The organism is Massilia sp. LMS1-1-1.1 (assembly GCF_040815535.1).
GTDB classification, from domain to species: Bacteria; Pseudomonadota; Gammaproteobacteria; order Burkholderiales; family Burkholderiaceae_D; genus Janthinobacterium; species Janthinobacterium aestuarii.
Genome location: NZ_JBFPNG010000066.1, coordinates 1 through 12,457, shown reverse-complemented (window position 1 = coordinate 12,457; position 12,457 = coordinate 1). Strand labels below are relative to the sequence as shown.

At 60.7% G+C, this 12,457-nt stretch carries 8 protein-coding genes and 1 rRNA gene; 4 read left to right on the top strand and 5 right to left on the bottom strand.

Translation table 11 applies throughout. From position 1 onward, the window contains the following. Positions 1-4 precede the first annotated feature (4 nt). The gene (locus MRBLMS1_RS28130) at positions 5-673 is read left to right on the top strand and encodes an SDR family oxidoreductase (RefSeq protein ID WP_485883629.1); all 669 of its coding nucleotides are present in this window, start codon (positions 5-7) and stop codon (positions 671-673) included. A 39-nt stretch (positions 674-712) separates the two neighbouring features. After that, on the top strand, positions 713-1,840 hold the full coding sequence (locus MRBLMS1_RS28125; RefSeq protein WP_485883627.1) for an acyl-CoA dehydrogenase family protein: 1,128 nt from the start codon (positions 713-715) through the stop codon (positions 1,838-1,840). Between the two features lie 386 nt (positions 1,841-2,226). Here the strand turns inward: MRBLMS1_RS28125 and MRBLMS1_RS28120 are convergent, their stop codons facing one another. The 4 genes from MRBLMS1_RS28120 to MRBLMS1_RS28105 form a co-directional block, all read right to left on the bottom strand. Continuing rightward, a complete protein-coding gene (locus tag MRBLMS1_RS28120; protein ID WP_034753736.1) occupies positions 2,227-3,120 on the bottom strand; it encodes a YihY/virulence factor BrkB family protein in 894 nt (297 codons plus the stop codon). Between the two features lie 87 nt (positions 3,121-3,207). After that, positions 3,208-4,287, bottom strand: a complete 1,080-nt coding sequence (locus MRBLMS1_RS28115; protein ID WP_456148051.1) for a S66 peptidase family protein — start codon at positions 4,285-4,287, stop codon at positions 3,208-3,210. Between the two features lie 88 nt (positions 4,288-4,375). Next, positions 4,376-7,129, bottom strand: coding sequence for a TonB-dependent receptor (locus MRBLMS1_RS28110; protein WP_485883625.1), 2,754 nt, complete (start codon positions 7,127-7,129; stop codon positions 4,376-4,378). Positions 7,130-7,346: 217 nt separating this feature from the next. After that, on the bottom strand, positions 7,347-9,152 hold the full coding sequence (locus MRBLMS1_RS28105; RefSeq protein WP_485883623.1) for an ABC transporter substrate-binding protein: 1,806 nt from the start codon (positions 9,150-9,152) through the stop codon (positions 7,347-7,349). A gap of 214 nt (positions 9,153-9,366) precedes the next feature. On the opposite strand from MRBLMS1_RS28105, the gene MRBLMS1_RS28100 reads away from it, so the two are divergent. Together MRBLMS1_RS28100 and dacB are read left to right on the top strand one after the other, a co-directional pair. Continuing rightward, on the top strand, positions 9,367-10,605 hold the full coding sequence (locus tag MRBLMS1_RS28100; RefSeq protein ID WP_034753725.1) for a nucleoside recognition domain-containing protein: 1,239 nt from the start codon (positions 9,367-9,369) through the stop codon (positions 10,603-10,605). Between the two features lie 8 nt (positions 10,606-10,613). Then, on the top strand, positions 10,614-12,116 hold the full coding sequence (gene dacB, locus MRBLMS1_RS28095; RefSeq protein ID WP_485883620.1) for a D-alanyl-D-alanine carboxypeptidase/D-alanyl-D-alanine endopeptidase: 1,503 nt from the start codon (positions 10,614-10,616) through the stop codon (positions 12,114-12,116). Between the two features lie 221 nt (positions 12,117-12,337). On the opposite strand, the gene rrf is transcribed toward dacB, so the two are convergent. Next, positions 12,338-12,450 (bottom strand): 5S ribosomal RNA (gene rrf, locus MRBLMS1_RS28090). Positions 12,451-12,457 lie beyond the last annotated feature (7 nt).

Sequence of the window (12,457 nt, the reverse complement as noted above, 5' to 3'; positions counted from 1 at the left end):
AGACATGCCTACCGCATTGATCATCGGCGCCTCGCGCGGCATCGGCCACGAAATCGTCCATCAATACCGCCACGACGGCTGGCGAGTGATTGCCACGGCGCGCACGCAAGACGCTTGCGACGCCCTCACGCAACTGGGTGCCGAAGCGCACCGGCTCGACGTGACGGATGTGGAAGGCTGTGCCGGCCTGGGCTGGAAGCTCGACGATGAAAAGCTCGACGTGGCCATCCTCAACGCGGGCGTGTATGGCCCGCGCCACGATGGTACCCCCACGCAAGAAGATTTCGATGCCGTCATGCACACAAACGTGCTGGCGGCCATGCGGCTGCTGCCGATCCTGGCGCCGCTGGTAGGCAATGCCAAAGGGAAACTGGCCGTGCTGTCCTCGCACATGGGCTACTTGAGCGAGCGGGGCAACCCCAGCGGTTCGTTGTACCGCGCCAGCAAGGCCGCCTTGAATTCCGTGCTGATCGACACGTCCCTCGTGCATGGCCCGCAAGGCGTCAGCTGCGTGGCTTTCCACCCGGGCTGGGTGCGCACGGACATGGGCGGCGCCGGCGCCGATATTTCGCCAGAGGAAAGCGCCGCCGGCATCCGCGCCACCCTGGCCAGCCTGCCGGCCACGGACAAGGCCGTGTTCCGCAATTACGATGGCAAGCCCATCGCCTGGTAATTCCACCACCCACCATAAAAACAAACGAGACGACGTCCCATGATACTCAATGAAGAACAATCGATGATCCAGGAAGCGCTGCGCAGTTTTTCGCGCGAACGCCTGGCGCCCAACGCGGCCCGCTGGGACAAGGAACATCATTTCCCGAAAGAAGAATTGCAGGAACTGGCCGCGCTGGGCGCCTTTGGCGTGGCCGTGCCGGAAGCGCTCGGTGGCGCCGGCCTCGACTATGTGTCGCTGGCCCTGGTGCTGGAAGAAATCGCCGCCGGCGATGGCGGCACCTCGACTATCATTTCCGTCAACAATTGCCCCGTGTGCAGCATCGCCATGATGTACGCCAACGACGCGCAAAAGGAACAATGGCTGCGCCCGCTGGCGCAAGGCACGATGCTCGGTGCGTTTTGCCTGACGGAACCGCACACGGGCAGCGATGCCTCGGCCCTGCGCACGACGGCCACGCGCGACGGCAATGAGTATGTAATCAACGGTACCAAGCAGTTCATTACCAGTGGAAAATATGCGGACGTGGCCATCGTCATGGCCGTCACCGACAAGGCGGCCGGCAAGCGCGGCATCAGCGCCTTCTGGGTACCAACGAACACGCCTGGCTACATCGTGGCGGGACTGGAACAGAAGATGGGCCAGCACTCGTCGGACACGGCGCAAATCTTGTTCGACAATTGCCGCATCCCTGCGGAAAATCTGATAGGCGAAGAAGGGCAAGGCTACAAGATCGCCCTGTCCGGCCTGGAAGGCGGACGCATCGGCATCGCCTCGCAAGCCGTGGGCATGGCGCGCGCCGCGTATGAGGCGGCCCTGAGCTATGCGCGCGACCGGGAAAGTTTCGGCAAGCCCATCTATGAACACCAGGCCGTGCAGTTCCGCCTGGCCGACATGGCGACACAGATCGAAGCGGCGCGCCAGCTGATACGCCACGCGGCAGCCATGAAGGATGCGGGCTTGCCGTGCCTGAAGGAAGCGGCCATGGCCAAGCTGTTTGCGTCGGAAATGGCGGAAAAAGTGTGCTCGGACGCCATCCAGGTGCACGGCGGCTATGGCTATGTATCCGACTTCCCCGTCGAGCGCATCTACCGCGATGTGCGCGTGTGCCAGATTTATGAGGGGACCAGCGATATTCAGAAGATTTTGATAGCGCGGGCCCTATAAACCCCAGGGCAGATGCTGGGGTCGTACCCTGCAGGGTACGACCCCGGGGTTACGCCGTTGGGTTTTCAATAGACGAAAAAAAGCCCGCTAAAACGCGGGCTTGTTCCAATGTATTACCAATGCTTTAATCGTGTCATGGACGCCAGTGCTATCTGCAAAGTGCCTCCTGATTTTCGGACTCCCATGCTATCTGCATGGTGACTCCAAGTGTAAATCGACCATCGTATCCGGAATTACAAAATCCATTTCTTCGCACTGTCACGCCATCGACATTACACCTGTCGGTCGCCGCGCTGAAACTGGATGGTGAGATAATTTGCTGCCAAATCTCAATCACTGAACGGAGTATAGCACAGCTTTTTGTGCGGTGCAATAATCTTTTTAAATCAAGTCCTTAGCGCCAGCGGCTTGTCCTCTTCGCCGCCACGGGCCACTCTTTCGTATTCGGAAATCACTTGCGCGCCCAGCAGCAGCAAGGTCGCGCCGATCTCCAGGCTGAACATGACGACGATGGCCGTCGTCATCGAGCCATACACGATATTCACCTGCGACAAGGTGGAGAAATACCAGACCAGCACGTGCCGCGCGATTTCCCACAGCAGGGCCGCCGTCACGCCGCCGATCAACGCATGCGTAATCGATAATCGCCCCACCGGCATGACCAGGTAGATCGAGCTGAGCACGAGGATTTCGCCAGCCAGCCCCAGCAAATACAGCAGCACGCCCGATACCCCTTCCAGGCCCCAGTCGTGGCGCAAGAAACGCACGCTTTCCTCCCCCATCACTTGCAGGCTGCCCGCCACCAGGGTGATCAGCAAAATACCGATACCCAGGCACAGGATGTAGCAATACGGCAGCACGGCGGAAATGAGGAAATGGCGGCGGCGGATGGCCACGCGGTGGATGAAGATCACGCTCATGGCGTTTTCCAGCACGGTAAACGCCAAGGAACTGAAAAACAGCATGGTCAGCAGCAAGAGCCAGCCGATCACGCCCCGGTTGTTGAGGAAATGCGCGACCTCGGCCACGATGGCTTTCGATTGCCCGGGTACCAGCCATTCCAGGTAATGACCTATGGTTTGCAGCAATTCGTCCTGCGCGATCACGTGCGACAGGGCCACCACCACCAGCATCAGCAGGGGCACGATGGACAGCAGCGAGTAGTACGCGACGGCGCCCGCCAGCAGCAAGCCCTGGTTGGCGCGGAAACCCTTCAGCACCTGCAGCACGAAGGCCAGCGGGTGGCTGAGGATGTAGGTACTGGCGTGGCGGTTGATCATGTCGGGTACGGTGAAGAAGGCGGCGCGGCCTCGTGCCACGCCTGCATTCACACTAGCATACTGACAATCGCCCCGCTGCACCGTACGCTAACAGACGGCCGGCTCCAATAAGGTCAAGGTTTGCCGGTCCGCATCCAGGGTGGCGAGGATGCCCATCGGTAGCGTGAACTGGTGGCGGATGTGGCCAAACGAATAGCCGCTGACGGCTGGCACGCGCAAGGGCTGCAGATGCTGGTCCACGGTGGCGTCGAGGGTCAGCGCGGTATCGCCCTCGGCCGCCTCGCAATGCTCGAAGATGCCCAGCATCAAGGCCGCCGCCTTGTTGAACCCCACGGACAAGTCGAGCTGGCACAGCATGCGGTCGATGCGGTAGGGCACTTCGTTGATTTCTTCAAGGAACAAAATATGCTGGCGGAAATCGGCCGCATACGGCGTGCCGGCCAGCGCGCTGACCATGCACAGGTTGCCACCCGTCAAGCGCCCCGTCGCCTGGCCGCCGTGCACGGTGCGGATGGCAAAGTTCGGCTGCGTCTGCGCGCGGCGGTGATTGTCGAGCGCCATCGGGATCGTGTACTGCTCTTGCGGCGTCATCAGCACGTTTTGCAGCTGCGTCACCGTGTACTCGGAAAACGTGGACGAGGCCACGGGGCCGTGGAAGGTCACCAGACCCGTCTGGCGGGCGATGGCCAGGTGCAGGGCCGTGATGTCGGAATAACCGATCAGCACTTTCGGGTTGGCGCGGATCAAGGCGTAATCGAGCAGCGCCAGCAGCGAAATGCAGCCGGAGCCGCCGCGGATGGCCCACACGGCCTTGACGTCCGGGTCGCGGAACGCCGCGTGCAAGTCGTCGAGGCGTTGCTGCACCGTGCCCGCATAATTGCCGTGCACGGCGCGGATATTGGCGCCCAGGCTGGCGCGCAATCCCAGCGATTCGATATTGCGCACGGCCTTGGCGATGGCGTCTTCATCCGTAAAACCGCCCGGTGCGATGATGGCGACCAGGTCGCCCTGGCGCAAACGCGCCGGCTTGATCAATGCGTGTTGCTGTTGCATGCGTTTGCCCTTCCCTTGCGTGGCCGCCGCCCACGCCGGTGTGCCTGCCGCCCCCAAAGTGGCGGCCAGCAAGCCGCCGAAGCGGCGCCGGCTGAGATTGGTCTGACTGGACATGCGACCCTTTCCTGGAATAAAAACGGCGACGCCAGGCGCCGCCGCACGAGGTTAGCACGCCAGCGGGATCGCCGCCGGCATGGTTGCCTTACATGAACTTGTACTTCAGCTGGAACGACAGCGAACGGCCGCGTGGGTCGGCCACGCGCGGGTCCCAGCCGGCGCCGACCACTTCATCCACGTTGTGCGCGGTGAATGGCGGATCGCGGTCGAACAAGTTCTGGATGCCCACGGTAATCGTCGTATTTTTGAAGCCCGTGTACGTGCCCGACAAGTTATACGTGGTGTAGCTGGACACGTCCGGCTTGAAGCCCGGTGGCGGCGCCCCCTTGCCGCCGTTCGGCAACTGGTCCTTGTAGCCCGATGAAAAACTCTGGATCAGCAAACCGCTCCAGTCGCCGCGCGACACGCCAAAGCTGGCATTGTGTTTCCAGCGCAGGTACAGATCGCGCGTGTAAAACTTGCCAACCAGTTCCTGGTATTCCTGGCCCTGGTATTCCGCAAACTTGAAGCTGTCCATATACGTGCCATCCAGGGTCGCCGTCCATTTTGCGTCCTGGATCTTGCCTTCGCCACGCAAGCCCACGTCGAGGCCGCGCACGCGGCTGCCTGCCGCATTGATCCAGCCCGCCTGCACGTACTCGATGGTGCCATCCGGATTGCGGTGGATGTACTGGTTCAGCGCCTGGTAGTTGGCAAGCACGATTTGCGGCGTGCGGTTCAGGATGCGGTCCTTGGTATTGATGGCCCAGTAGTCGAACGAGGCCGAATAGCCCTTGAATGGCTCAATGACAAAACCGACGCTGCCCTGCTTCGACGTTTCCGGCTTCAGGTTCGTGTTGCCGCCCGTCCTGTAGTCGAGGCGGTCGATGGCGCAGTACTCGGGCACGCCCGGATGCTTGGCGCAGCCTTCCTGATCGATCACGCCGTTCGGCAACTCCTGGCTCAGCGAACCGGAATACAGCTGCTGGAAGCTTGGTGCGAGGAAACCCTTGCTGGCCGAACCACGGAACAGCAGGAAGTCGGTCGGCTGGTAGCGGAAGGCCAATTTCGGATTCGTCGTCGCGCCCACCAGGCTGTAATCGTCGCGGCGGATGGCCAGTTGCATTTCCAGGTCCTTCGTGACCGGCACCAGCAGCTCGGCATACACGGCCTTGACGGTACGGCTGGCATCTTTTAGTGCGGCATTGCCTGGCGACAGCAAAATCTGCGTGGCATCGACGTCTTGCGCAAAGCTGTAACCTTCGCGGCGCAAGTCAAAACCGGCCGCCATGGCCAAGGCACCGGCCGGCAGCTGGAACAGCTCGCCCGAAACGGAACCGTCGATCTGCGTCAGGGTCGTCTTGCCGTGCTGGAAGTCGCCACGGAACTTGGTCGATTCGATCAATTGCTTGGCCGCTTCCGTCTGGCTCTGGCCGGCGCCCACCCATGGATTGATGATGCCGCTGGCCAATGCCGCGTACAGCTTGTCCGTGTAGGAATAGCCATCCGTCAGCTTGGTCTTGGTGCTGCTTTCGGCGCGAGAAATGCCGGCCTTGTAATCCCACTTGCCAAAGTTACCTTCAAAGCCCACCAGCACGCGGGCATTGTCGGTGGTGTTTTCCTGCGTGCGGTTGCCCACGTCATTGGCGCGCCATTTGTAGGAAATCGGCTTGGTCCTGTCGAACGAGGGGATGTAGGCCGACAGGTCCTGGTAATACGCGCCGCCGACCGGATACAAATTCTTGTTGGCAACAGTCGCCTGCACCTGCATCGGCGTCAAAATGGCCGTGGCCTTGGTGCGCGAACCGAGCACTTCGACAAACATGCGGTGGTCGGGCGCCAGCTGGAACGTACCGCGCGACAACAGATTGGCCCGTTCGACGGGGAATTGCAGCACATAGTCGGCGCCATAGTCATACGCGCAGGAATACGTGGTGCGCAGCGGCGAGGTCACGTCTTTCCACAGTGCCGTCTGGTACTGCGACATGCCGGCGATGCTGTCGCACTTGCCCTGGAAGCTCAGCGGATTGGCTTGCAGGTATTTATTCGCATCGCCTGGCAGCTGGAACGAGGTGCCCAGCGCCGTTCCGGTACCCGCCATCTGATTGGCAAACGGCGTGCCCGTGGTATCGGGCGACAGGCCGCGGCCCGGCTGGTAGCCGTTGACGAAAGAGCGGTCGCGGCCATTGAGCTGCTGCGCCTTGTCGACGGTCAGGCTGGCCATGATGTTGTAGCGGTCGCTTTCGAGCGAACCCGTGCCGGCCAGGAGCGAGGCACGGCGCGTGGCGCCGCCGCCTGCTTGCGTGTCGTTGGTGGAGACGGACGCTTCCACACCGCTGTAATTGGTTTTCAGAATGAAATTGATCACGCCGCCGATGGCGTCCGTGCCATAGATGGCCGAGGCGCCGTCCTTGAGAATTTCCACGCGCGAAATCGCGCCCAGCGGGATCGAGTTCAGGTCGACCGACTTGCCGCTGGCGCCATGCGTGGCGATGCGGCGGCCATTCAACAGCACCAGCGTGCTCGACGGTCCCAGGCCGCGCAGCGAGGCGAACGAAGCGCCGCCGCTGACCCTGTCGGCATCGGCGCCAAACACGTTATTGCCCGAAGTCATGTTATCGGCACCCGTGCCATTCGCTGACAAGGTGCGCACCAGTTGCTCGGTCGTCGTAATGCCCTGTTTTTCGATCTGGTCAAAGGTGATGACTTGCACGGGCAACGCGCCTTCCTTGGCCACCCGCTTGATGCTGCTGCCCGTCACTTCGACCCGTTGCATCGATGGCGGCGCCGCTTCCTGTGCGACGACCGGCCCCACCACCCCCATCAATGCCACCAACTGCGCTAGCTTTTTCAATTTCACAGGTCTTCTCCTTGTTGGGCAATCGAAACTTGAGTTCTCAAGTCAGGCTGTATAGATATGTCGCAACGTCTGTCTCGCGGTACATTTTTTTATGACAATTGCGCATGACTTTATTTGTTTTCATTTTCAGAGTAGCGCGATGCATCCGCGGCCAGCCAATGAAAAATGCTTTCCTAACCATAACTTTTTGGAATGAATGCCCTTTTCAGCGACATGGTCACTTGTCTGCGGGGCTACCCTTGGCTTTATCCACGTCCAGATAGCGCCAGGACGTGAATTCCACGGGGTGGCGCCTGTAGTTTTTTAGCCACGGTTGCTGCAGGTCGGCAGAGATGGGATGCGTCAGCAGCACCCACGGCGTGTAAGCGTGGATCAGCTGAAACAGGTCGAAGTACAGACTGCGTCGGCGCGGCGTATCGGATAGCAGGCGCGCCTCCTCATAGCGTTTATTGTAATCGGGCAAGTTGAAGCGGGCATAGTTGGCGCGGCCACTGTTGGGACCGTACAACAATTGCATAAAGTTATCACCATCGGGGAAGTCGGCGATCCAGTTGGTCTCGAACATCTGCACCTTGCCCAGACGCGAGGCCTTGATGATTTCCGTCTTCTTGTCGCTTTTAAATTCCACGCGCACGCCGATGGCATTCAGGTTACGCCGCCACAATTCGTCGCGCAAGCGTCCTACCGTGCTCGGCTCCGTATGCATGGTCAGGATCAAGGGCGTGCCGTCCGGCTGGGTGCGGAAACCATCTGGACCCGCCTTGTAGCCAAAGCGGTCGAGCAGGGCGCGCGCCAGGGCCGGATCGTAGCCGACGGGGCTGCGGTAGCTCTTGTCGTAACCGAGCACATTGGGTGGCAACGGCGACTGGGCCGGCAAAGCCAGCCCCTTTTTCAGCAGCGCGATGTCTTCGCGGCTGTTGTAGCTGAGGGCGATGGCACGCCGCAGGGCCAGCTTGTCCTTGCTCGTGCCGCCCAGCACGGGGTCGTCCATATTCATCCACATGTAATACGTCTGCAGCACGGGAAAGCGCGTCAGCTGCATGCCCTTGGCGGCCAGCGCCGGTTTCAGCGCGCCGTTTTCCAGCACCATATCCGTCATCGATTCCGGCACTTGCTCCAGGTAATCGAACTCGCCTTTCAAAAAACCCAGCATGCGCGATTGATATTCCTCGACGATACGCACCTCGATGCGTTCGACCAGCGGTAATTGCTTGCCTTCCAGCGCTGTGGCGATGGCGCGCGCGTCGACGGGCAAGGCGGCCAGCGCCTTGGTTTCCGTATGGAACACGGTGGCACGGAAAGTCGAATTGGCCTGCAGCACGATCTTGTCGCTGCGTTTCCATTCCTTCACCAGGAACGGCCCCGTGCCCACGGGATGGTTGCCGATCTGCCCTGCCGCCGGATACGCTTCGGCCACTTCGCGCGCCACCACAGCGGTCGCCGGCATGGCCAGGTAAAACAGGAAGTTCGGGTCGACGCCGTTCAGGCGGATGCGCAAGGTGTATTTGTCCAGCGCCTGCAAGCCGGCGATCGGCGTGTCGTAACTGAATTTTGTTTTCAGGGCCGCATCGCCCACCAGCTTGTCTTCCAGAAGGAACAGCCACGGCGACTTCAGGCTGGGGTCATACAGCCGCGTCAGGCTGTAGACATAATCCTGCGCCGTCACTTCGCGCGGCTTGCCCTTGAAGGCGGGATCGGGCGTAAAGAAAATGCCAGGCTGTAAGTGAAAGGTATAGGTGCGCCCGCCATCTTCCACGGTCGGCATGGCGCGCGCCGTATTGCCCTGCAGCTGCACAGGGCGCGCCAGGTAGTCATAGCGCAGCAAGGGATCGAAAATGTTTTCCATCAAATTCAGGCTGGCCAGGTCCGATGCCACGGCCGGGTCCAGGCCCGTCTCGCTGGTGCTGAGGAACAGGTGCAAGGTCTTGTTCGCGCGGGCATCGGCGGCGGCGTGGGCCGGTACGGTAAAAAGCGTCAACAGGGCCAGGCCGGCGGCGCAGGCGGTTTTGCGTAAAAACATCATCAGTAATCCAGTGCAGACAAGGGTAAGGAACAGCAGTAAGCAACAGGCATCCCCCACACTACGCGGGCACGCTGCGGGGCGCCAATGAAAACAGGCTGCCAGCTTATAACTTTTTGGCATGCGATTGCTGCATTCTTTCATCAACTCGTATCGGGCTGCCCCTATACTTTGTTTGCAGACATTTTTCACTCCCGACACACAGAACTGATCGCATATGGCACTTAATTACATCTGGTCCGGCTTTTTCCTCGTTGGCTTCCTGGCCGCAGTGCTGCAGTGGCTGTTTCTCGGCGATACCGATATCTTCAAGCGCATCATCGATGGCACGTTCGAGACGGCGCGTATGGGCGTGATGGATATCGCCCTGCCGCTGGCGGGTGTGATGACCTTGTGGCTCGGCATCATGAACATCGGCGAAAAGGCGGGCATCGTCGGCTGGCTGGCGAAAGTGATCGCACCGTTCTTTTCGCGCATCTTCCCGGAAATTCCGAAAGACCATCCGGCCACGGGCCACATGGTGATGAATTTCTCGGCCAACCTGCTGGGCCTGGACAATGCGGCCACACCGTTCGGCTTGAAGGCCATGGAAAGCCTGCAAACCTTGAACCCGAACAAGGAAGAGGCGACGAATGCGCAAATCATGTTTCTGGTGCTGCACACCTCGGGCCTGACCCTGATTCCGCTGGCCATCATGGCGCAGCGCTCCATCCTCGGCGCGGCCGACCCGTCCGACATCTTTATCCCGTGCATGATCGCCACCTATGTGGCCACCATGGTCGGCATCATCACGGTGTCCATCAAGCAGCGCATCAACTTGCTCAACCGGGTCGTGCTGGGCTGGATGGGCGGCATGACGAGCGCCATCGTCGCCATGATCTGGTACTTCACGCAATACCTGACGAAACAGGAAATCGAGCTGGTCTCGAAAGTGGTCAGCAACCTGGTGCTGATCAGCGTGATCGCCATATTTATTATTGGCGCGCTGCGCAAGAAAGTGAACGTATATGACGCCTTCATCGAGGGGGCGAAAGGTGGCATCCAGACCTCGATCACCGTGATTCCCTACCTGGTCGGCATGCTGGTGGCCATCAGCGTCATCCGCAACGCGGGCGTGTTCAATTTCCTGATGAGCGGCATGAACTGGTTCTTCGCCAACCTGGGCATCAATACGGACTTCGTGCCCGCGCTGCCGACGGCCATGATGAAGCCGCTCAGCGGCTCCGGCTCGAAAGCCATGATGATCGACGCCATGAATACCTACGGCGTCGACTCCTTCGTCGGCCGCCTGGCTTGCGTCTTCCAGGGCTCGGCCGACACCACCTTCTATATCGTGGCCCTGTATTTCGGCTCGGTGGGCATCCGCAAGACGCGCTATGCCATCACGGCCGGCCTGATCGCGGATCTGGCTGGCGTGATCACCGCCGTCTTTGTCGCCTACGTCTTTTTCCACTAAGGAGCACCATGTTACGTCCTGTTCTGATGGCGGCACTGTTGGCGGGTCTTGGCCTGTCGGCTGCCCAGGCGCAATTGCCCGAATCCGTCAGCCTGCTGTTGCGCAGCGCGAATATTCCCGAAGACGCCATGGGCGCCATCGTCTTGCGCGGCAACACCACCGTGTTGTCGCATGGGGCCGAGCGCAGCATGCAGCCGGCCTCCACCATGAAACTGGTGACGACGGCCGTGGGCCTGGAGCAGCTGGGGCCCATCTTTCGCGGCCGCACGGAATTGCGCACCAGCGCCGACGTCATCAATGGCGTACTGAAGGGCGACTTGATCCTGCGCGGCGGCGCCGACACGGATTTCAATGCGGACGTACTCGAGCACATGCTGCAAACCCTGCGCACGCAAGGCATCGTGAAAATCAAGGGCGACCTGATCCTCGACCGCCAGCTGTTTCAGCCGGCCCGGCCCGACATTGGTGCGCCGCCGTTCGACGAATCGGCCGAGTTCCGCTACAACGTCATCCCCGATGCCTTGCTGCTGAACACCAATCTGCTCGATATCAATATGAACTCGACGGAGCGGCAATTGAGCATCCTGATGCAACCGGCGCTCGAGAACGTCAGCATCACGAGTGACATGAAACTCATCAAGGGCAGTTGCGCCAGATGGGAAGACGGCTGGCGCCCGCCCGAATACCGGCGCGATGCGAGCGGCAAGCTGCAAGTGATACTGCATGGCACCTTCCCGCAAAATTGCAGCAAGGCTACCAGCATCAATGTGCTTGATCGCAACGATTACGCAGACCGCTTGTTCCGTGCGACCTGGAAACGCCTGGGCGGCACGATCACGGGCACGGTGCGCGAAGCGCCGGCAACAGGCTTGCCGCCGACGGCCGAACCGGTCGGCACGCGCATGCTGGCCGACCACGTGGCGCGCGCCTTGCCGGAAGTGCTACGCGATATCAACAAGACGTCCGACAATACCCTGGCCCGCACCCTGTTCCTGAGCCTGGGCAGCTTGCAAAGCGATGGCTGGCTGGGTAGCCGCCCCGTCGCCATGGCGCTGCCGGAAGACACGGCCACGCGTGCGCGGCAAGTGATACAGGAATGGTTCCAGCGGCATCAGATCGACACCCAGGGCATGCTGGTCGACAACGGTTCCGGCTTGTCGCGCACGGGACGCATTGCGCCTGCGCAAATGGCCGGTGTCCTGCAGGCCATGCAGCAAAGCCCGTGGGCGCCCGAGTTCCAGTCCAGCCTGCCCATCGTCGCGCTGGACGGCACCATGCGCAAGCGCCTGTTGAACAGTCCGGCTGCCGCGCGGGCCCGCATCAAGACGGGAACATTGAAGAATGTGGTGGCCATCGCAGGCTATGTCCCCGACGCCAACAACCAGCTGTGCGTGGTGGTCGCCATGATCAATAGCGACCTGGTCGGTAACGGCAACGGCCGCGCGGCTGTCGATGCGCTGATCGAGTGGGTCGCCAGGAGCGGCGCCACGCAGGCGGTGGCCGGTCAATAAAAGGGTAAAAGGCAGCGCGTAGCGCTGCCTTTTTTTGTCTGTTGCATTGGCTGCTGAGTTGTCGGATTACGCTACGCTAATCCGACCTACCCGGCGTTCTATGAGCGTAGGTCGGATTAGCGCTACGCGCGTAATCCGACACCAACCGCGGCGTATCAAACCACCAGACGAAAAAAAACCCGCCAATTGCTTGACGGGTTTTTCTCTACTGCGAATAACAAGCCTGACGATAACCTACTTTCACACTGGTTGCAGCACTATCATCGGCGCAAAGTTGTTTCACGGTCCTGTTCGGGATGGGAAGGGGTGGGACCAACTTGCTATGGTCATCAGGCATAACT